Source organism: Streptomyces sp. NBC_00669 (assembly GCF_036226785.1).
Taxonomy (GTDB): domain Bacteria; phylum Actinomycetota; class Actinomycetes; order Streptomycetales; family Streptomycetaceae; genus Actinacidiphila.
In genome coordinates this window covers 3,171,954-3,192,431 of sequence record NZ_CP109018.1, presented here as the reverse complement: position 1 = coordinate 3,192,431, position 20,478 = coordinate 3,171,954, and the positions used below count along the sequence as shown (strand labels likewise).

Sequence of the window (20,478 nt, the reverse complement as noted above, 5' to 3'; positions counted from 1 at the left end):
GGACGGCGAGGTGCTCGGTGGGGTGCTCGGGGTGCTCGGGGTGGTTCCGGTGGACAAAGGTGACTCCGCGGGGGATGGCAAGGGGCGCACCCGCCGCGAGGCGGCGGGCCGGGGCCGGGAGGGCCGCGGGAGCGGTCGCCGGCGTCACGCGCCGGGGCCGCCCGGGGAGGGGAGAGGGGGATTCGTCGGCGGCCCGGGGGAGCGGCCGCGGCCGGCCGTCCGTACGGACTCGCGGCCGGCGGCAGGGTCAGGGCGCGTGCCGGTAGGGAGAGCCGAGCCCCTCGTCCTCGGCGTCCGCCCACAGCCCGCGGTCGTACGGCGCGTCCGGGATCGAGACGATCTCCAGGGTGCGGCGGTCCGCGGCGGCGGGCACCGACTCCGTCAGCAGGGCCAGGCTGTCCCGCAGATGGTCCGCGGTCGCACGCACCCGGCGCATGTCCAGGGTGTCGCCGGCGTGCTCGTCCAGCCGCGCCACGCAGCGCATCAGGTCGTCCAGCCGCCGCTGGACCGAAGTCAGGTCGTCGTGCAGGGACATGGAGCGCCCTCGCCATCTGTCGCCGTGCGAAGTGGGGAAGCAGCGCTTGAGAGTGTCGCGTGTCACACCTGCTCTTGTGAAGACCGCTGCACCGACCGTGTGCGGCCCGGGGCGGGAGCCCGCCGGGCGGCCGGTGGCGCGGCCGACGGCGCGGCAGGTGACGTGACAGGTGGTGCGACGGTGACGCGACCGGCGGTCGACCTGGTGCGTACGGCGGTCGGCGGCGGTTTCTGAGCCGTCCGGGTGGACCCCGGGCGCAGGTGCGTCGTGTCACGGGTCGAAAGGGGCACAGGTCTTCTTGCAGTGAGGGCCGGGCCCTCACTCTTCCCGTCCCCGTGCTTCAGGCCGATCGATGACGTCCCGGTCGTGCGCCCCAGAGCGGCGCCGGCCGGGCCGCGGAGGTGTCCGAGCCCATGAACCGCAGCGCGAAACCGACCGCCGTACCGCCGGCCGCCCCGGAACGGCGCCGTCGTGCCGTGTCGACCACGGCATGTGTCGCCCTGGCGCTGGCGGTCGGCGCCACCGCGCTGACCGCCTGCTCCTCGTCCGGGACCAAGGCGGCCGGCACCGCCGGCACCGATGTGGCCGCGGTCTCCCGCGCCGGGGTGCGCGACGGCGGCTCCCTCACCTGGGCCGTCGACGAGATGCCGAAGACCCTCAACGCCTTCCAGGCCGACGCGGACGCCGGCACCGCCACCGTCACCGGCGCGACGCTGCCGGCGATGTTCCGGCTGGACGCCCACGGCGCCCCCCGGCTCGACCGGGACTACGTGACCGCGGCGAAGGTCACCGCCCAGGACCCGCGCCAGGTCGTCACCTACGACCTCAACCCGAAGGCGAAGTGGAGCGACGGCCGGGCGATCGGCGCGGACGACTTCACCTCGCAGTGGAAGGCGCTCGGCGGCAAGAACACCTCGTTCTGGACCGCCCGCAACGCCGGCTACGACCGGATCTCGGCGATCGCCCCCGGCGCCGGCGCCCACCAGGTCAAGGTCACCTTCGCCACTCCCTACGCGGACTGGCGCTCGCTCTTCGCGCCGCTGTACCCGAAGACGGTGACCGGCAGCGCGGACTCCTTCAACGACGGGGTGCGCACCGCGCTGGCGGTGTCCGCCGGCCCGTTCACGGTCAAAGCGGAGGACGCCAAGGCCGGCACCGTCACCCTCGCCCGCAACACCCGCTGGTGGGGTGGCCGGGCCAAGCTCGACCAGATCGTGCTGACCGCGACGCCGCGCGACAAGCGCCCGGCGGAGCTGGCCGCGGGCAAGCTGGACGTGGCCGAGATCGACCCGGGCGAGCTGAAGGCGGCCAAGGGCACCAAGGGCGTCGGGGTGCGCACCGCCCCGGACGACGCGTACGCGCAGCTCGCGCTCAACGGCAGCTCCGGTCCGCTCGCGGACGAGCGTGTCCGGCACGCGGTGGCCCGCGCGATCGACCGGAAGAAGATCGCCGCAACCGTGCTCAAGCCGCTCGGACTGCCCGCGGAGCCGCTCGGCAACCACCTGGTGCTGCCCTCGCAGGCCGGGTACAGCGACCACAGCTCGGCGCTGGGCACCGCGGACGCCCAGCAGGCCGCGGCGCTGCTGGCCGACGCGGGCTGGCAGCGGCCGGCCGCCGGCAAGACCGGTGACAAGGCCGCCGGGCCGGCCGCCGGCTCGGGCCGTACCTCCGCGTCCGGGGCGCTGACCGTGGTGGAGCCGGCGCGGGCGGTGACGAAGGACGGCAAGGGGCTGACCATGCGGTTCGTCCTGCCGGCCGACTCGCCGACGCTCGACGACGTGGGCGGGCAGATCGCCCGGATGCTGTCGCAGATCGGCATCCGCACGGAGATCAGCAAGGTGGACGACGACAGCTTCTTCCAGGACCACATCGCGTCCGGGGACTTCGACCTGGCGCTGTACTCCTGGCCCGGCACCGCGTTCCCGGCCACCGATGACACGCCGATCTTCGCCAAGCCGGTGCCCGCGCCCGACGGGTCGCTCGCCGTCGCCGAGAACTACACGCGGGTCGGCACCGACCAGATCGACCAGCTCATGGCCCGGGCCGGCTCCGAGCTCGACTCCGGGCAGGCCCGCAGCCTCACGAACCAGGCGGACGAGCGGATCTGGGCGGCGGCCGCGTCGATCCCGCTCTACCAGCGCCCCGAGGTGGTCGCGCTCAGGACGAACGTGGCGAACGCCGGGGCCTTCGGGTTCCAGACCCCCAGCTACCAGAACATCGGGTTCCGGAAGTAGCGGCTACGGCGCCCCGGCCCTCCGGGGTGCCCGTCCCGTTCCCCGTGCCCGTCGACGACCGCGGCTCCCTCCGATCCCGCCCCGGAGGGAGCCGCGGTCGTCAACGCACCGCGTAGCTCCCCGTACCATGGGGTGAGGCCGTGGCGTGACCCTGCCCGGCGGGCGATTCGCGTCGAAGGAGAAGGCGCGACGCCATCCACGATTCCGGGAGAAGCGCCGCATTCATGTCCACGCGCCACGACATCCGTAACGTCGCCATCGTCGCCCACGTCGACCACGGGAAGACGACCCTGGTGGACGCCATGCTGAAGCAGGCCGGGGCGTTCGCCGCGCACCAGCATCTGGACGACCGGATGATGGACTCCAACGACCTGGAGCGCGAGAAGGGCATCACCATTCTCGCGAAGAACACCGCTGTCCGGTACCACCCGAAGGACGGTGGCGACCCGGTCACGATCAACATCATCGACACCCCCGGCCACGCCGACTTCGGCGGTGAGGTCGAGCGCGGCCTGTCCATGGTGGACGCGGTGGTGCTGCTGGTGGACGCCTCCGAGGGCCCGCTGCCGCAGACCCGCTTCGTGCTGCGCAAGGCGCTGTCCGCCCGGCTGCCGGTGATCCTGTGCATCAACAAGACCGACCGCCCCGACTCCCGGATCGACGAGGTCGTCAACGAGACGTACGACCTGTTCCTGGACCTGGACGCGGACGAGGACCAGATCGAGTTCCCGATCGTCTACGCCTGCGCGCGGGACGGCATCGCCTCGCTCACCAAGCCGGACAACGGCACGGTGCCGGCCGACAGCGACAGCCTGGAGCCGTTCTTCTCCACCATCCTGTCCACCGTCCCCGCGCCGACCTACGACGAGCAGGCGCCGCTTCAGGCGCACGTCACCAACCTCGACGCGGACAACTTCCTCGGCCGTATCGCGCTGCTGCGGGTCGAGGAGGGGCACCTGAAGAAGGGTCAGACGGTCGCGTGGATCAAGCGCGACGGCACCATCTCCAACGTGCGCATCACCGAGCTGATGATGACCGAGGCGCTGACCCGCAAGCCCGCGGAGTCCGCCGGTCCCGGTGACATCTGCGCGGTGGCCGGCATCCCGGACATCATGATCGGCGAGACGCTGGCCGACCCGGAGAACCCGATCGCGCTGCCGTTGATCACGGTGGACGAGCCGGCCATCTCGATGACGATCGGCACCAACACCTCGCCGCTGGTCGGCAAGGGCGGCAAGGGCCACAAGGTGACCGCGCGCCTGGTGAAGGACCGGCTGGAGCGCGAGCTGGTCGGCAACGTGTCGCTGCGGGTGCTGCCGACCGAGCGCCCGGACACCTGGGAGGTGCAGGGCCGCGGCGAGCTGGCGCTGGCGATCCTGGTGGAGACGATGCGCCGGGAGGGCTTCGAGCTGACCGTCGGCAAGCCCGAGGTGGTCACCCGGGAGATCAACGGCAAGGTGCACGAGCCGATCGAGCGGATGACCATCGACTCGCCGGAGGAGCACCTGGGCGCGATCACCCAGCTGATGGCCTCCCGCAAGGGCCGGATGGAGACCATGACCAACCACGGGTCGGGCTGGATTCGGATGGAGTGGATCGTGCCGTCCCGCGGCCTGATCGGATTCCGGACGGAGTTCCTCACCCAGACCCGCGGCACGGGCATCGCGCACTCCATCTTCGAGGGCCACGAGCCGTGGTTCGGCGAGCTGCGCACCCGCAACAACGGCTCGCTCGTCGCGGACCGGGCCGGCGTCGTGACGCCGTTCGCGATGACCAACCTCCAGGAGCGCGGCGTACTGTTCTGCGAGCCGACCACGGAGGTCTACGAGGGCATGATCGTCGGTGAGAACTCGCGCTCCGACGACATGGACGTGAACATCACCAAGGAGAAGAAGCTCACCAACATGCGGTCTTCCACCGCGGACGTCACCGAGTCGATCGTGCCGCCGCGGAAGTTGTCGCTGGAGCAGTCGCTGGAGTTCTGCCGCGACGACGAGTGCATCGAGGTCACTCCGGAGACGGTCCGCATCCGCAAGGTCGTCCTCGACCAGAAGGAGCGCGGCCGCGCGGCCGCTCGCGCCAAGCGCTAGATCTGTCACCGAAGGGGCGCTGGGAGTCACGTCCAGCGCCCCTTCGGCATGACCTGCGCCGTTTGTTCGCCGTCCGTTTATCGGACACAAGTGGTCGTTAGTTAGATCACATTTCCGATTTGTGCGTGTCTGTATACGTTCCGGATTGTCCGGATTTCAGGACGGTGTAGGCGCGGCCTCGTGACCTGGGCGTGATCACGGCTGCACGGCGGCCCTCTTCCGTAGCGGATAGTGGATCAGGTTGAGCTCGGGTCAATGGGTCACGCGCAGCCACTGCCGCGCCGACTCACGAGCACAGAAGGTCGCAGTCGCTGTCAGGGGTGTCAGGGGGCGCTCGGCCTTCTCACACATCGACACATGTATCGACAGTGACTCCTGAGGAGGCATACCCATGCGCGGTGCCAAGAGCGCCAAGTGGGTCGTAGGAGCGGCGGTAGTCGCGCTGGCCGCGACCGCCTGCGGTTCCGGAAGCTCGGACAAGGCCGGCGGCTCGAACGACGGGATCGTCAGGGCCTGGTGGGGTGACCCCCAGAACCCGCTCGAGCCCGCGAACACCAACGAGGTGCAGGGCGGCAAGGTCCTGGACATGATCTTCATGGACCTCAAGGAGTACGACCCGAAGACCGGCAAGGCCAACCTCGAGGCGGCCCAGTCGATCGACACGACCGACCAGCAGAACTTCACCATCAAGCTCAAGCCGGGTCTGAAGTTCTCCGACGGCACCCCGGTCACCGCCAGCTCCTTCGTGGACGCGTGGAACTACGGCGCGCTGCTCACCAACAAGCAGCTCAACGCGTACTTCTTCGAGGACATCGAGGGCTACGACAAGGTGCACCCGGACAGCGGCGCGCCGACGGCGAAGACCATGTCCGGCCTGAAGGTCGTGGACAGCAGCACCTTCACCGTCAAGCTCACCCAGAAGTTCTCCACCTGGCCGGACCGGCTCGGCTACAAGGCGTTCGCGCCGCTGCCGAAGTCGTTCTTCACCGACCACGCCGGCTACCTCAACAAGCCGGTCGGCGACGGCCCGTACAAGGTCGAGTCCTACACCAAGGGCTCCAGCATGAAGCTGGTCCCCAACCCGTACTACACCGGGCCGAGCAAGCCGAAGAACAAGGGCGTGCTGCTCAAGGTCTACACCGACTCCAACACCGCCTACGCCGACCTGCAGGCCGGCAACCTGGACGTGCTGGACGACATCCCGGCCGAGCAGCTCACGCACGCCAAGTCCGACCTGGACGGCCGCTACCTCAACCAGCCGGCCGGCATCATCCAGACCGTGTCGTTCCCGCTGAACCAGAAGGCGTGGAACGCGCCCGGCATGGACAAGGTCCGGCTCGGCCTGTCGATGGCGATCGACCGCAAGACCATCACCCAGAAGATCTTCCAGGGCACCCGCACCCCGGCCGGCGACCTCACCTCGCCGGTGCTGGGCGCGGCCGGCGGCTACAGCGCCACCATCGCGGGCGACTCGGTGACGTACAACCCGGCCAAGGCGCGCGAGCTGATCAAGGCGGGCGGCGGCATCCCCGGCGGCCACATGACGATCGGCTACAACGCCGACTCCGGCTCCCACAAGCAGTGGGTGGACGCGGTCTGCAACAGCATCAACAACGTGCTGGGCGACAACAAGGCGTGCGTGGGTGCCCCCACCGGCACCTTCGCCGACTTCCGGAACCAGATCACCAAGGGCCAGATGACCAACCCGTTCCGGTCGGGCTGGCAGATGGACTACCCGCTGATCGACGACTTCCTGACGCCGCTGTACGCGACCGGTGGCAGCTCGAACGACTCGCACTACAGCAACCCGAAGTTCGACGCGCTGATCAAGCAGGCGAACGCCGAGCCGGACACCACCAAGGCGACCGAGCTCTACCAGCAGGCCGAGAAGCTGCTCTTCACGGACATGCCGGTGATCCCGCTCTGGTACCAGAACGGCGAGGCGGGCTGGTCCAAGCGCGTGTCCAACGTGACCGAGAACGCGTTCAGCTACCCCGTCTACACGGACATCACGGTCAACAGCTGACCTGATGCCGTGCCGCGCCCGCCCCGGCGACCCCGGGGCGGGCGCGCACCACCGTCTGGTCCGATCCATGGAGGACACATGGGGCGCTACGTCATCAGGCGACTGCTCCAGATGGTGCCGGTCTTCATCGGCACGACGTTTCTGATCTTCGTCATGGTCTACGCCCTCGGCGACCCCGTGGCGGCCATGTTCGGCGACAAAGCGCCCGACCCGGCCACCGCGGCGCAGATCAGGCACGCGATGTACCTGGACCACTCACTACCGGCCCAGTACATCCACTACATGAAGCAGATCTTCACCGGTGACTTCGGCACCTCGGCCAGCGGCCAGCCGGTCACCGAGCTGATGGGTACCGCCTTCCCGGTCACCATCCGGCTGACCCTGGTCGCCTTCGCGATCGAGGCGGTGGTCGGTGTCGGCCTGGGCCTCGTCGCGGGCCTGCGGCGCGGCCGGTTCGCCGACTCCGGTGTGCTGGCGTTCACCCTGGTCGTGGTGGCGGTCCCCACCTTCGTGACCGGCTACCTGCTCCAGTACTTCTTCGGTGTGAAGTGGCACGTGGCCAACCCCGCGGTCGCCGAGGGCGCCCCGATCGGCGACCTGATCATGCCTGGCCTGGTGCTGGCCGGCGTCTCGCTGGCGTATGTGGCCCGGCTGACCCGCACCTCGGTCGCGGAGAACTCCCGCGCCGACTACCTGCGTACCGCGGTCGCCAAGGGCCTGCCCCGGCGGCGCGTGGTCACCGTGCACCTGTTGCGCAACTCGCTGATACCCGTGGTCACCTTCCTCGGTACCGACCTCGGCGCTCTGATGGGCGGCGCGGTGGTCACCGAGCGGATCTTCAACATCCACGGCGTCGGCTACCAGCTCTACCAGGGCATCCTGCGGCAGAACCCACCGACGGTGGTCGGCTTCGTCACCATCCTGGTGATCGTCTTCCTCGCCGCCAACCTGCTCGTCGACCTGCTCTACGCGGTCCTGGACCCGAGGATTCGGTATGTCTGAGATGACCGACAGCCACTCGGTGGTCAACGGCGTCGCCACCACCCCCCAGCAGCCCTCCGATCAGGGCAAGGAGCGCGAGAAGGCCCGCAGCCTGCGGTCCGACGCGTTGCACGACCTCAGCCGCAAGCCGATGTTCTACATATCGGGCCTGCTGATCCTCTTCCTGATCTTCATCTCGCTGTGGCCGGGCGTGCTCGCGAGCGGCAACCCGCTCTCCTGCGACCTGGCCAAGTCCCAGATGGGGGCCACCTCCGGGCACCCGTTCGGCTTCGACACCCAGGGCTGCGACGTCTACACCCGCACGGTGTACGGCGCCCGCGCGTCGGTGTCGGTCGGCATCTTCTCCACCCTCGGGGTGGCGGTGCTCGGCTCGCTGCTCGGCGGCCTCGCCGGGTTCTTCGGCGGCTGGTGGGACGCGATCCTCTCCCGGATCAGCGACGTCTTCTTCGGCATCCCGATCCTGCTCGGCGGCGTGGTGTTCCTCTCCGTGGTCAAGGGCGGCACCGTCACCACCGTGTCGATCTTCATCGTGCTGCTGGGCTGGCCGCAGATCGCGCGTATCGCCCGCGGCGCGGTGATCACCGCCAAGCAGCAGGACTACGTGCAGGCCGCCCGCGCGCTCGGCGCGAGCAACACCCGGATGCTGCTGCGGCACATCGCGCCCAACGCGCTCGCCCCGATCATCGTGGTGGCCACCATCGCGCTGGGCACGTTCATCTCGCTGGAGGCGACGCTGTCCTTCCTCGGCGTGGGCCTCAAGCCGCCGGCCGTCTCGTGGGGCATCGACATCTCCCAGGCGTCCAGCGAGATCCGCAACGCGCCGCACATGCTGCTGTGGCCGGCGGGCGCGCTCAGCATCACCGTGCTGGCGTTCATCATGCTCGGCGACGCGGTCCGCGACGCCCTCGACCCCAAGCTGCGCTAGGAGGCGTCACGTTGACTGTCACCGACGAGAGGGCGGGCGCCGCGGCGCCCGCGTCCACCACTCCGCTGCTGGAAGTACGCGACCTGCACGTGGAGTTCCACACCCGTGACGGGGTGGCCCGCGCCGTCAACGGCGTCGACTACTCGGTGAACGCCGGTGAGACGCTGGCGGTGCTCGGCGAGTCCGGCTCCGGCAAGTCGGTCACCGCGCAGACCGTCATGGGCATCCTCGACATGCCGCCCGGCCGGATCACGCACGGCGAGATCCTCTTCCAGGGCCAGGACATGCTGAAGATGTCCGCCGAGCAGCGCCGCCGGATACGCGGCCGGAAGATCGCGATGATCTTCCAGGACGCGCTGTCCTCGCTCAACCCGGTGCTCAGCGTGGGCTACCAGCTCGGCGAGATGTTCCGGGTGCACCAGGGGATGTCCCGCAAGCAGGCCAGGGCCAAGGCGATCGAGCTGATGGACCGGGTGCGCATCCCGGCCGCGAAGGACCGGATCGGCGACTACCCGCACCAGTTCTCCGGCGGTATGCGCCAGCGGATCATGATCGCGATGGCGCTGGCCCTGGAGCCGGACCTGATCATCGCGGACGAGCCGACCACGGCGCTGGACGTCACGGTGCAGGCGCAGGTGATGGACCTGCTCGCGGAGCTCCAGCGCGAGTACAACATGGGCCTGATCCTGATCACCCACGACCTCGGGGTGGTCGCGGACGTCGCCGACAAGATCGCGGTGATGTACGCCGGGCGGATCGTGGAGAGCTCGCCGGTGCACGACATCTACGGCGCGCCCGCGCATCCGTACACCAAGGGCCTGCTCCAGTCGATCCCGCGGCTGGACCAGAAGGGCCAGGAGCTGTACGCGATCAAGGGCCTGCCGCCCAACCTGACCCGTATCCCCGGTGGCTGCGCGTTCCACCCGCGCTGCCCGATCGCGCAGGACGTGTGCCGTACCGAGGTGCCGACGCTGCACACCGTCGGCGCCGAGCGGGGCAGCGCCTGCCACTTCTGGAAGGAGACGATCGGTGACTGAGCCCACTTCCCGTGAGCGCGCCTCTCGTGCGCCCGCCGCCGGCGAGCCCGCCGTCCGCGAGCCCATCCTCCGGGTCCGCAACCTGGTCAAGCACTTCCCGCTGACGCAGGGCATCCTCTTCAAGAAGGAGATCGGCGCGGTCAAGGCCGTCGACGGCATCTCCTTCGACCTGTACGCGGGGGAGACGCTCGGCATCGTCGGCGAGTCCGGCTGCGGCAAGTCCACCGTGGCCAAGCTGCTGATGAACCTGGAGCGGGCCACCTCCGGCGAGGTGTTCTACAAGGGCGAGGACATCACCCGGCTCTCGGGCCGGGCGCTGAAGGCGGTGCGCCGCAACATCCAGATGGTCTTCCAGGACCCCTACACCTCGCTGAACCCGCGGATGACGGTCGGCGACATCATCGGCGAGCCCTTCGACATCCACCCCGAGGTGGCCCCGAAGGGCGACCGCCGGGCCCGGGTGCGCGAGCTGCTGGACGTGGTCGGGCTCAACCCCGAGTACATCAACCGCTACCCGCACCAGTTCTCCGGCGGCCAGCGGCAGCGGATCGGCATCGCCCGCGGCCTGGCCCTCAACCCGGAGATCATCATCTGCGACGAGCCGGTCTCCGCGCTGGACGTCTCGGTGCAGGCACAGGTGATCAACCTGATGGCGAAGCTGCAGGACGAGTTCGGCCTGTCCTACATCTTCATCGCGCACGACCTGTCGATCGTGCGGCACATCTCCGACCGGGTCGGCGTGATGTACCTGGGGCGGATGGCGGAGATCGGCACCGACACCGAGATCTACGAGCACCCGACCCACCCCTACACGCAGGCGCTGCTGTCCGCGGTGCCGGTGCCGGACCCGAAGGCGCGCGAGCACCGGGAGCGGATCATCCTCTCCGGCGACGTGCCCTCGCCCGCCAACCCGCCGTCCGGCTGCCGGTTCCGCACCCGCTGCTGGAAGGCGGAGGAGCGGTGCGCGCAGGAGACGCCGCTGCTCGCGGTGCCGGAGGTCTTCGCGGGCTCCGACAGCCCGGCCGCGCACGAGTCGGCGTGCCACTTCGCGGCGGAGAAGGACGTAGTGGGCAGCGCGTCCGCCGACGCCGCCTGACGCACCGTCGCACACAGCCGGCGCCGGCCCGCTGCGCGAGCCGCCGCCGTATAACACCCGGGAGCGCCCCGGTCCGCCTTGCCGCGGGCCGGGGCGCTTCGGCGTGCACGGGTTCCGCGACCGCCCGGGCGCGGCCAACCGGGTGAACTTCCGCCGCCCGGCCACCTCCTGACCCGCACTTTGGGCCCACGACACGGGAGCGAAGAAGTGCGGTCGTGTCCGTATTGGGGTGTCATGAGTACTCACATGCCATTTGTGACCCATGAGGAGGCGTTCGATGCGCGGAGCCACACGCGTGAGGTGTGCGGTGGGCGTGCTGGCGGTCGCGCTGGCCGCCACGGCCTGCGGCGGCGGAAGCAGCGGCGGCAGCAGCGGCGGTAGCAGCAACGGGATCGTCCGCGCCTCCTGGGGAGACCCGCAGAACCCGCTGGAGCCGGCCGACACCAATGAGGTGCAGGGCGGCAAGGTGCTCGACATGGTCTTCCGCGGCCTGAAGAAGTACAACCCGAAGACGGCGAAGGCCGAGAACCTGATCGCCTCGTCGATCACCAGCACCGACGCGCAGAACTTCGACATCAAGATCAAGCCGGGCTTCAAGTTCTCCGACGGCACCCCGGTCACCGCCGACTCCTTCATCAACGCCTGGAACTACGGCGCGCTGCTGAAGAACGCCCAGCTCAACGCCTTCTTCTTCGAGCAGATCGACGGCTACGACAAGGTGCACCCGGACGCCGCCGGCGCCACGGCCACCGCTACCAAGCTCTCGGGTCTGACGAAGGTGTCGAACACCGAGTTCAAGGTGAAGCTCAACCAGAAGTTCTCGCTGTGGCCGGACACCCTCGGCTACGCGGCGTTCTACCCGCTGCCGCAGTCGTTCTTCACCAACCACGCGGCCTGGCTGAAGAAGCCGATCGGCGACGGGCCGTACCTGATCCAGAACTACACCAAGGGCACCCAGATGTCCCTGCGCAAGTGGGACGGGTACACCGGGCCGGACGCGGCCGTGAACAAGGGCGTCGACCTGCGGGTCTACACCGACAACAACACCGCGTACACCGACCTGCAGGCCGGCAACATCGACCTGGTCGACGACATCCCGGCCTCGCAGCTGAAGAACGTCAAGTCCGACCTCGGCAGCCGCTACATCAACGAGCCGGCCGGCATCATCCAGACCATCGCCTTCCCGCTGTACAGCAACCGCTGGTCGTCGGCGAAGTCCGCGATGGTCCGGCAGGGCCTGTCGATGGCGATCAACCGCAAGCAGATCACCCAGCAGATCTTCCAGAACACCCGCACCCCCGCCACCGACTGGACCTCGCCGGTGCTCGGCAGCGCGGGCGGCTACAAGGCCGGGCTGTGCGGCCAGGAGTGCACCTACGACCCCGCCAAGGCCAAGCAGCTGATCGCGCAGGGCGGCGGCCTGCCGGGCGGGAAGATCACCATCGGCTACAACGCCGACACCGGCTCGCACAAGGAGTGGGTGGACGCGGTCTGCAACAGCATCAACAACGTGCTGGGCAACAACAAGGCGTGCGTGGGCGAGCCCACCGGCACCTTCGCCGACTTCCGGAACAAGATCACCAACAAGCAGATGACCAACCCGTTCCGGTCCGGCTGGCAGATGGACTACCCGCTGATCCAGGACTTCCTGCAGCCGCTGTACTTCACCAACGCCTCGTCGAACGACTCGCACTACAGCAACCCGCAGTTCGACAAGCTGGTCAACCAGGCGAACGCCGACAGCGACACCGGCAAGGCGATCAGCACCTTCCAGGACGCGGAGAAGCTGCTGGTCAAGGACATGCCGGCGATCCCGCTGTGGTACCAGAACGGCAGCGCGGGCTACTCCTCGAACCTGAGCAACGTCCTCCTCAACCCGTTCAGCGTCCCGGTCTACAACGAGATCAAGGTCAAGTGAGACCGGCCGGAGGCCGCACCGGGTCGCCCCGGTGCGGCCTCCGCCCACTCCCCGTGCAGGAGGCCCCATGGGACGCTATGTGATCCGGCGGCTGCTCCAGATGATCCCGGTGTTCATCGGCAGCACGTTCCTGATCTTCTTCATGGTCTACGCGCTCGGCGACCCGGTCGCCGCGCTCTTCGGCGAAAGGGCACCCGACCCGGCCACCGCGGCCCAGATCCGGCACGACCTGTACCTCGACCACTCGCTGGGCGCCCAGTACCTGCACTACATGAAGAACATCTTCAGCGGGAACTTCGGCACCGCCTTCAACGGCCAGTCGGTGACCTCGCTGATGGGCAGCGCCTTCCCGATCACCATCCGGCTGACCATCGTGGCCATCATCTTCGAGATCATCATCGGCATCGCCCTCGGCGTGATCACCGGCATGCGGCGAGGCAAGCCGGTCGACACCGGGGTGCTGCTGCTGACCCTGGTGGTCATCTCGGTGCCGACCTTCGTCACCGGCTACGTGCTCCAGTACATCTTCGGCGTGGAGCTGAAGTGGACCAGCCCCTCGGTGTCACCGAGCGCGCCGTTCAACGAACTGATCCTGCCCGGGCTGGTGCTGGCCCTGGTCTCGCTCGCCTACGTCACCCGGCTGACCCGCACCTCCATCGCCGAGAACACCCGCGCCGACTACGTGCGTACCGCCGTCGCCAAGGGCCTGCCCCGGCGCCGGGTGATCATCCGGCACCTGCTGCGCAACTCGCTGATCCCGGTGGTGACCTTCATCGGCACCGACATCGGCGCCCTGATGGGCGGCGCGATCGTCACCGAGCGGATCTTCAACATCCACGGTGTCGGCTACCAGCTCTACCAGGGCATCCTGCGCAACAACGCGCCGACGGTGGTCGGCTTCGTCACCATCCTGGTGCTGGTCTTCCTGCTGGCCAACCTGCTTGTCGACCTGCTCTACGCGGTCCTGGACCCGAGGATTCGCTATGCCTGAACCGATCGACCCGAACGAAGCGGTCGACCCCAACCAGGCCATCGCGCCGACCAGCGGCTTCGGCGGCGGTATGGACCTGGCCGCCACCGACGCGGAGACCCTGGAGAAGCCGCCGGGGGAGGGCCAGGAGGGCGGCCCGGCCGCCAAGCCCCGCAGCCTGTGGTCCGACGCCTGGCGCGACCTGCGGCGCAACCCGATCTTCATCATCTCCGCGCTGATCATCCTCTTCCTGATCTTCATCTCGATCTGGCCCGGCACCATCGCCACCCAGGACCCGCTGAAGGCCAACCTGGCCAGGGCGCAGGAGGGTTCGTCCCCCGGGCACCCCTTCGGCTTCGACAACCAGGGCCGCGATGTCTACACCCGGGTGGTGTACGGGGCCAGGGCGTCGGTCACCGTCGGCGTGTGCGCCACCGCCGGCGTGGTCATCCTCGGCAGCGTGCTCGGCGGCCTCGCCGGGTTCTTCGGCGGCTGGTGGGACGCGGTGCTCTCCCGGATCAGCGACGTGTTCTTCGGCATCCCGGTGGTGCTGGGCGGCCTGGTCTTCCTGTCGGTGGTCACCAACTCCACGGTGTGGCCGGTGGTCGGGTTCATGGTGCTGCTGGGCTGGCCGCAGATCGCGCGTATCGCCCGCGGCTCGGTGATCACCGCCCGGCAGAACGACTACGTGCAGGCCGCACGCGCGCTCGGCGCCGGCAACTCCCGGATGCTGGTACGCCATATCGCGCCCAACGCGGTCGCCCCGGTGATCGTGGTCGGCACCATCGCGCTGGGCACGTACATCGCGCTGGAGGCGACCTTGTCCTACCTCGGGGTGGGCCTGAAACCGCCCACCGTCTCGTGGGGCATCGACATCTCCGACGCGTCCAACGAGATCCGCAACGCGCCGCACATGCTGCTGTGGCCGGCCGGCGCGCTGAGCCTGACGGTGCTGGCGTTCATCATGCTCGGCGACGCGGTCCGCGACGCCCTCGACCCCAAGCTGCGCTAGGAGGCGTCGCGATGCCAACAGGTGGCACAGGAGCCACGGACGCGGCGGTGGTGGCGCCCGGGCGGCCGCCCGGCGACGGCGGCCCGCTGCTCGACGTACGCGACCTGCACGTGGAGTTCCGGACCAGGGAGGGCACCGCGAAGGCGGTCAACGGCGTGGACTACTCGGTGAACGCCGGGGAGACGCTGGCGGTGCTCGGCGAGTCCGGCTCGGGCAAGTCGGTCACCGCGCAGGCGATCATGGGCATCCTCGACACGCCGCCCGGCTTCATCACCAGCGGCGAGGTGGTCTTCCAGGGCCGGGACCTGCTCAAGCTCGGCACCGAGGAGCGGCGCCGGGTCCGCGGCGCGAAGATGGCGATGATCTTCCAGGACGCGCTGTCCTCGCTCAACCCGGTGCTCAGCGTCGGCGAGCAGCTCGGCGAGATGTTCCGGGTGCACCACAAGGCGTCCCGCAAGGACGCCCGCGCCAAGGCGATCGAGCTGATGGAGCGGGTCCGCATCCCGGCCGCCCGCGAGCGCGTCAAGCAGTACCCGCACCAGTTCTCCGGCGGTATGCGGCAGCGCGTGATGATCGCGATGGCGCTGGCCCTGGAGCCGGACCTGATCATCGCGGACGAGCCGACCACGGCGCTGGACGTGACGGTGCAGGCGCAGGTGATGGACCTGCTCGCGGATCTGCAGCGCGAGTACAACATGGGTCTGATCCTGATCACCCACGACCTGGGGGTGGTCGCGGACGTCGCCGACAAGATCGCGGTGATGTACGCGGGGCGGATCGTGGAGACCTCGCCGGTCCACGACATCTACCGGGCACCGGCCCACCCGTACACCAAGGGCCTGCTCGACTCGATCCCGCGGCTGGACCAGAAGGGCCGCGAGCTGTACGCGATCAAGGGCCTGCCGCCCAATCTGCTGCACATCCCGCCCGGTTGCGCCTTCAACCCGCGCTGCCCGCGCGCGCAGGCCGTGTGCCGCACCGACGTGCCCCCGCTGTACCGGGTCGACCAGGACCGGGCGAGCGCCTGCCACTTCTGGAAGGAGACCCTGGATGACGACAGCCTCCCGTCCGCAGACGCCTGAGCGGCCCGTGCCGCCCGACCCCTCCGGGCGCGAGCCGATCCTGACCGTCCGGGGCCTGGTCAAGCACTTCCCGCTGACCCGCGGCATCCTCTTCAAGAAGCAGATCGGCGCCGTCCAGGCCGTCGACGGCGTCAACTTCGACCTGTACGCGGGGGAGACACTCGGCATCGTCGGCGAGTCCGGCTGCGGCAAGTCCACCGTGGCCAAGCTGCTGATGAACCTGGAGGAGCCCACCGCGGGCGAGATCGTCTTCAAGGGCGAGGACATCACCAAGCTGTCCGGGCGGGCACTGAAGGCGGTGCGCCGCAACATCCAGATGGTCTTCCAGGACCCCTACACCTCGCTGAACCCGCGGATGACGGTCGGCGACATCATCGGCGAGCCCTTCGACATCCACCCCGAGGTGGCCCCGAAGGGCGACCGGCGGCGCCGGGTGCAGGAACTGCTGGACGTGGTCGGGCTCAACCCCGAGTACATCAACCGCTACCCGCACCAGTTCTCCGGCGGCCAGCGGCAGCGGATCGGCATCGCCCGCGGCCTGGCGCTGCGCCCCGAGATCATCGTGGCCGACGAACCGGTCTCCGCGCTGGACGTCTCGGTGCAGGCGCAGGTGGTCAACCTGATGGAGCGGCTGCAGGACGAGTTCCAGCTGTCGTACATGTTCATCGCGCACGACCTGTCGATCGTGCGGCACATCGCCGACCGGGTCGGCGTGATGTACCTCGGCAAGATCGTGGAGATCGGCTCGGACGAGCAGATCTACGAGCACCCGACCCACCCGTACACGCAGGCGCTGCTCTCGGCGGTGCCGGTGCCCGACCCGGAGGCGCGCGAGCACCGGGAGCGGATCATCCTGGCCGGCGACGTGCCCTCGCCGGCCAACCCGCCGTCCGGCTGCCGGTTCCGCACCCGCTGCTGGAAGGCCCAGGAGATCTGTGCCGAGAAGGAGCCGCCGCTGGCGGTGCCGGAGGTCTTCCGCGGCACGGCGGGCCCGGCCGAGCACCCCTCGGCGTGCCACTTCGCCGAGGAGAAGCAGATCGTCCCGCCGGAGTGAGAGCCACCCGTGCGATGCCGAACGCCAGGGCCGTGTCCGGGATTCCCCGCAGGGAGTCGGGACACGGCCCTGGCGTTCGGTACCGCACGGGCCCGCGGTGGCCGTGGCCACGGTCAGGCGCTCAGGAGTCGGGCGGTCAGGGTCAGGCGGACTCCTCCGACGCGGAGGCCACCGCGTTCGACTCCTCGGCAGCGGCGAGCGCGGGGTCGAGCACTATGTCCTCCTCGCGCGCCGTGACCGTCGGTTCCTCGGGGAAGTGGCAGGCGGTCATGTGGCCGTCCACGCTGTCGCCGAGCTGCACCAGCGGCGGCTCCTGCTCGGCGCAGACGTCCTGCGCCTTCCAGCAGCGGGTGCGGAACCGGCAGCCGGACGGCGGGTTGATCGGCGAGGGCACGTCGCCGGCCAGCCGGATGCGCTCGCGGCCCTTGTCGTCCGGGTCCGCTTCCGGCGCCGCGGAGAGCAGCGCGTGGGTGTACGGGTGGCGCGGCTTGGTGTAGATCGAGTCGCGGTCGCCGATCTCCACGATCTTGCCCAGGTACATCACCGCGATGCGCTGCGAGAAGTGCCGCACGATCGCCAGGTCGTGCGCGATGAACAGGAACGCGATGCCGAGTTCCTTCTGCACCTTCTGCAGCAGGTTCACCACCTGCGCCTGGATGGAGACGTCCAGCGCGGAGACCGGCTCGTCGGCCACGATCAGCTTCGGGTTCACCGACAGGGCGCGGGCCACCCCGATGCGCTGTCGCTGGCCGCCGGAGAACTCGTGCGGGAAGCGGTTGTAGTGCTCGGGGTTGAGACCGACGGTCTCCAGCAGCTCGCGGACCCGCTTCTCCCGGCCGCCGGCCGGGTTGATCCCGTTGATCTCCATCGGCGCGGAGATGATGTTGCCGACCGTCTGCCGCGGGTTGAGCGAGGCGTACGGGTCCTGGAAGATCATCTGGATCTCGGACCTGATCGGCGCCAGCTGCTTGCGGGAGGCGTGCGTGATGTCCTGCCCGGCGTACTCGACCCGGCCTGCCGTCGGCTCCAGCAGACGGGTGACCAGTCGTCCGGTCGTGGACTTGCCGCAGCCGGACTCACCGACCATGCCGAGCGCTTCGCCCTTGTCGATGTGGAAGTCGACACCGTCGACCGCCCGGACGTCCCCGACCCGGCGCTGGAACACGAAGCCGCCGTGGATCGGGAAGTACTTGCGCATGCCGGTGACGTCCAGCAGCCGCTCGCCCGGTTCCGGGCGCTTGACCGGCACGGCCGTCTCCGGCGCCGCGCCGGCTTCCTCCGTCACCGCAGCCGCGTCGGCCGTAGCGCCCTTCTCCAGGCTCGGCTTCTGCTGTTCACTCATTGCTGGTTCCTCGACTCCCGGTCAGCGCAGCCGCGGCTGGATCTGCTCGATGAAGATGTCACGCTTCTGCTCTGCGGTCAGGTGGCACGCGGAGCCCCGTCCGTCCGGCAGCTGCGGCCGCTCCGTGCTGCACCGGTCGCCGCCGACCGTCTCGGCGAAGGCGCACCGGGGATGGAACGGGCAGCCCGACGGCGGGTTCAGCAGGCTCGGCGGGGTCCCCGGGATCGGTGCCAGCGGCACGTCCACCGAGGCGCTCAGCCGCGGGATGGAGCCCAGCAGGCCCCATGCGTACGGGTGCTCGGGGGACTTCAGGATCTCCCGGGTGGTGCCGCGCTCCACCGCCCGGCCCGCGTACATCACGACCACGTTGTCCGCGGTGTTCGCGATGACCCCCAGGTCGTGGGTGATCAGGATGATCGCGGTGCCGGTCTCCTGCTGGAGGTCCTTGAGCAGGTCGAGGATCTGGGCCTGCACGGTGACGTCGAGCGCCGTGGTGGGCTCGTCCGCGATCACCAGCTCCGGGTCGCAGACCAGCGCCAGCGCGATCATCGCGCGCTGCCGCATACCGCCGGAGAACTGGTGCGGGAAGTCGTCCACCCGGGTCTGCGGCTGCGGGATGCCGACCCTGGCGAGCATCTCGATCGCCCGGTTCCGGCCCTCCCGCTTGGAGGCGCCGGTGTGCTTCATGAACGGCTCGGCGATCTGCCGCCCCACCGTGTAGTAGGGCGACAGCGCGGTGAGCGAGTCCTGGAAGATCATCGACATCTTGTTGCCGCGCAGCCGCTCCAGGGTGCGGTTGCTCGCCCCGGTCAGCTCCTGGCCGTCGAGCGTGATCTCGCCGCTGATGGTGGTGTTGCGCGGGTTGTGCAGCCCGAGGATGGCCAGGTTCGTCACCGACTTGCCCGACCCGGACTCGCCGACGATACCGAGCGTCTCTCCGCGTTCGAGGTCGAACGACAGCCCGTCGACCGCCTTGACGGTGCCGTCCTCGGTCGCGAACCGCACGTAGAGGTCGCGGACGGAGAGGAACGGGTCGGTGCTCAGCGAACCCTTGGGTTCGGGTGCGGGGTCCGGCTTGGTCACTGTGGTCACTTCGGGGCTCTCCTCGGGTCCGGAGCCTGGTGCGGTAGGGGGTGCGCCGGGTTCATGCGAGCCGAATCCGTGGGTCGATGAGGGCGTAGCAGGCGTCGACGATGATGTTGAAGACGACGATGGAGGTGGCGCCGATCAGCATCACGCCCATCTCCAGCGGCAGGTCCTGCTGGGTGACGGCCGAGACGGCGAGGTTGCCCAGGCCGTGCAGGCCGAAGGTGGCTTCGGTGATGATCGCACCGCCGAAGACCGACCCGAGGTCGATGCCGAAGATCGTGATGATCGGGCCCATGGCGCCGCGCAGCGCGTACCGCAGAAAGACGTAGCGGGCGCCCATGCCCTTGGCCCGGGCGGTCCGTACGTGTTCCTCGGACAGCTGCTCGACCATCAGGGAGCGGGTCTGGCGGCTGTAGTTGGACCAGAAGATGACCGACATCACCAGGCAGGGCAGCACCATGCCGGAGAAGGAGGCACCCGGGTTGCTGGTCCAGCTCGGGTCACCACCGCGGTTGAGCCAGCCCAGCTTGTAGGAGAACGCGTAGATGGCGAGCGGGCCGATGAAGAAGATCTGCACCGACTGGCCCAGCAGGGACACCGAGCTGGCGGCGCGGTCGAAGATCGAGCCCTGCTTCCAGGCGGAGATCAGACCGAGGCCGACGCCGACCACGAGGAAGGTGAAGGAGCCGCCGATGGCCAGCGACAGGGTGGTGGGGTAGCGGTCCTTCAGCAGCGACCAGACCGGGGTCTGGTTGTTGAAGGAGAGCCCGAAACACGGTGCCGGGCAGTTGCCCATCGGCAGGTGACGGCCGCCGAAGATGCCGATCAGGTAGTTCCACCACTGGACGATGACCGGCTTGTCGAGACCGAGGTTCTTGTGGATCTGGCGGATGTTCGACGGCGTGCAGTTCTTGCCGCAGGACAGCAGTGCCGGGTCGCTCGGCAGGGCGAAGAACAGCAGGTATGTCACCAGGCTGATCAGTACGAGGATGACTGCGGCGCCTAGCACCCGGCGGGTGAGGAAACGGAGCATGGGGTCGGGCTCTTCCGTAGGGGGGCCGCGGGT

At 69.3% G+C, this 20,478-nt stretch carries 16 protein-coding genes; 12 read left to right on the top strand and 4 right to left on the bottom strand.

Annotation, left to right across the window (positions count from 1 at the left end):
* Positions 1 to 247: 247 nt before the first annotated feature.
* Positions 248 to 535: a hypothetical protein gene (locus OG896_RS12910; RefSeq protein WP_329365169.1), complete on the bottom strand. Its 288-nt coding sequence runs from the start codon at positions 533 to 535 to the stop codon at positions 248 to 250.
* Between the two features lie 413 nt (positions 536 to 948).
* On the opposite strand from OG896_RS12910, the gene OG896_RS12905 reads away from it, so the two are divergent.
* The 12 genes from OG896_RS12905 (at position 949) to OG896_RS12850 (ending at position 16,981) form a co-directional block, all read left to right on the top strand.
* Positions 949 to 2,769, top strand: coding sequence for an ABC transporter family substrate-binding protein (locus tag OG896_RS12905; RefSeq protein ID WP_329365167.1), 1,821 nt, complete (start codon positions 949 to 951; stop codon positions 2,767 to 2,769).
* 224 nt (positions 2,770 to 2,993) lie between these two features.
* Positions 2,994 to 4,859 carry a translational GTPase TypA gene (gene typA, locus OG896_RS12900; protein ID WP_328468830.1) on the top strand — a complete coding sequence of 622 codons (1,866 nt, stop codon included), beginning with the start codon at positions 2,994 to 2,996 and terminating at the stop codon, positions 4,857 to 4,859.
* 391 nt (positions 4,860 to 5,250) lie between these two features.
* Positions 5,251 to 6,885 (top strand): peptide ABC transporter substrate-binding protein, encoded by a 1,635-nt coding sequence (locus OG896_RS12895; RefSeq protein WP_329365164.1) that lies wholly within the window; start codon positions 5,251 to 5,253, stop codon positions 6,883 to 6,885.
* Between the two features lie 78 nt (positions 6,886 to 6,963).
* Entirely contained in the window at positions 6,964 to 7,887 is a 924-nt protein-coding gene (locus tag OG896_RS12890) for an ABC transporter permease (protein ID WP_329365162.1), read from the top strand.
* Positions 7,880 to 8,812: an ABC transporter permease gene (locus tag OG896_RS12885; protein WP_329365160.1), complete on the top strand. Its 933-nt coding sequence runs from the start codon at positions 7,880 to 7,882 to the stop codon at positions 8,810 to 8,812. Before OG896_RS12890 ends, OG896_RS12885 begins: the two co-directional genes overlap by 8 nt.
* A gap of 11 nt (positions 8,813 to 8,823) precedes the next feature.
* Positions 8,824 to 9,849: an ABC transporter ATP-binding protein gene (locus OG896_RS12880; protein ID WP_329365158.1), complete on the top strand. Its 1,026-nt coding sequence runs from the start codon at positions 8,824 to 8,826 to the stop codon at positions 9,847 to 9,849.
* Entirely contained in the window at positions 9,842 to 10,945 is a 1,104-nt protein-coding gene (locus tag OG896_RS12875; RefSeq protein ID WP_402441906.1) for an ABC transporter ATP-binding protein, read from the top strand. The genes OG896_RS12880 and OG896_RS12875 overlap by 8 nt, the downstream gene beginning before the upstream one ends.
* Positions 10,946 to 11,222: 277 nt before the next feature.
* On the top strand, positions 11,223 to 12,863 hold the full coding sequence (locus tag OG896_RS12870) for a peptide ABC transporter substrate-binding protein (RefSeq protein WP_329365156.1): 1,641 nt from the start codon (positions 11,223 to 11,225) through the stop codon (positions 12,861 to 12,863).
* A gap of 67 nt (positions 12,864 to 12,930) precedes the next feature.
* Positions 12,931 to 13,854 carry an ABC transporter permease gene (locus OG896_RS12865; RefSeq protein ID WP_329365154.1) on the top strand — a complete coding sequence of 308 codons (924 nt, stop codon included), beginning with the start codon at positions 12,931 to 12,933 and terminating at the stop codon, positions 13,852 to 13,854.
* Positions 13,847 to 14,845, top strand: a complete 999-nt coding sequence (locus OG896_RS12860) for an ABC transporter permease (protein WP_329365152.1) — start codon at positions 13,847 to 13,849, stop codon at positions 14,843 to 14,845. Before OG896_RS12865 ends, OG896_RS12860 begins: the two co-directional genes overlap by 8 nt.
* 11 nt (positions 14,846 to 14,856) lie before the next feature.
* Positions 14,857 to 15,927, top strand: coding sequence for an ABC transporter ATP-binding protein (locus OG896_RS12855; protein ID WP_329365150.1), 1,071 nt, complete (start codon positions 14,857 to 14,859; stop codon positions 15,925 to 15,927).
* Complete coding sequence (locus OG896_RS12850; protein WP_328468847.1) at positions 15,896 to 16,981, top strand: ABC transporter ATP-binding protein; 1,086 nt, start codon at positions 15,896 to 15,898, stop codon at positions 16,979 to 16,981. Before OG896_RS12855 ends, OG896_RS12850 begins: the two co-directional genes overlap by 32 nt.
* 142 nt (positions 16,982 to 17,123) lie before the next feature.
* On the opposite strand, the gene OG896_RS12845 is transcribed toward OG896_RS12850, so the two are convergent.
* From OG896_RS12845 to OG896_RS12835, 3 genes are read right to left on the bottom strand one after another with little or no spacing between them, the layout of a single operon-like run.
* A complete protein-coding gene (locus tag OG896_RS12845; RefSeq protein WP_329365147.1) occupies positions 17,124 to 18,323 on the bottom strand; it encodes an ABC transporter ATP-binding protein in 1,200 nt (399 codons plus the stop codon).
* A gap of 21 nt (positions 18,324 to 18,344) precedes the next feature.
* Positions 18,345 to 19,415, bottom strand: coding sequence for an ABC transporter ATP-binding protein (locus OG896_RS12840; protein ID WP_443057022.1), 1,071 nt, complete (start codon positions 19,413 to 19,415; stop codon positions 18,345 to 18,347).
* A 52-nt stretch (positions 19,416 to 19,467) separates the two neighbouring features.
* On the bottom strand, positions 19,468 to 20,445 hold the full coding sequence (locus tag OG896_RS12835; RefSeq protein WP_329365145.1) for an ABC transporter permease: 978 nt from the start codon (positions 20,443 to 20,445) through the stop codon (positions 19,468 to 19,470).
* Positions 20,446 to 20,478: the final 33 nt, after the last annotated feature.

Excerpts from the sequence above, each read along its gene's own strand:
- OG896_RS12890 (WP_329365162.1), top strand. The coding sequence starts at position 6,964 with ATGGGGCGCTACGTCATCAGGCGACTGCTCCAGATGGTGCCGGTCTTC.
- OG896_RS12885 (WP_329365160.1), top strand. The coding sequence starts at position 7,880 with ATGTCTGAGATGACCGACAGCCACTCGGTGGTCAACGGCGTCGCCACC.
- OG896_RS12895 (WP_329365164.1), top strand. The coding sequence starts at position 5,251 with ATGCGCGGTGCCAAGAGCGCCAAGTGGGTCGTAGGAGCGGCGGTAGTC.
- OG896_RS12835 (WP_329365145.1), bottom strand. The coding sequence starts at position 20,445 with ATGCTCCGTTTCCTCACCCGCCGGGTGCTAGGCGCCGCAGTCATCCTC.
- OG896_RS12845 (WP_329365147.1), bottom strand. The coding sequence starts at position 18,323 with ATGAGTGAACAGCAGAAGCCGAGCCTGGAGAAGGGCGCTACGGCCGAC.
- typA (WP_328468830.1), top strand. The coding sequence starts at position 2,994 with ATGTCCACGCGCCACGACATCCGTAACGTCGCCATCGTCGCCCACGTC.
- OG896_RS12860 (WP_329365152.1), top strand. The coding sequence starts at position 13,847 with ATGCCTGAACCGATCGACCCGAACGAAGCGGTCGACCCCAACCAGGCC.
- OG896_RS12855 (WP_329365150.1), top strand. The coding sequence starts at position 14,857 with ATGCCAACAGGTGGCACAGGAGCCACGGACGCGGCGGTGGTGGCGCCC.
- OG896_RS12870 (WP_329365156.1), top strand. The coding sequence starts at position 11,223 with ATGCGCGGAGCCACACGCGTGAGGTGTGCGGTGGGCGTGCTGGCGGTC.
- OG896_RS12910 (WP_329365169.1), bottom strand. The coding sequence starts at position 535 with ATGTCCCTGCACGACGACCTGACTTCGGTCCAGCGGCGGCTGGACGAC.
- OG896_RS12850 (WP_328468847.1), top strand. The coding sequence starts at position 15,896 with ATGACGACAGCCTCCCGTCCGCAGACGCCTGAGCGGCCCGTGCCGCCC.
- OG896_RS12865 (WP_329365154.1), top strand. The coding sequence starts at position 12,931 with ATGGGACGCTATGTGATCCGGCGGCTGCTCCAGATGATCCCGGTGTTC.
- OG896_RS12905 (WP_329365167.1), top strand. The coding sequence starts at position 949 with ATGAACCGCAGCGCGAAACCGACCGCCGTACCGCCGGCCGCCCCGGAA.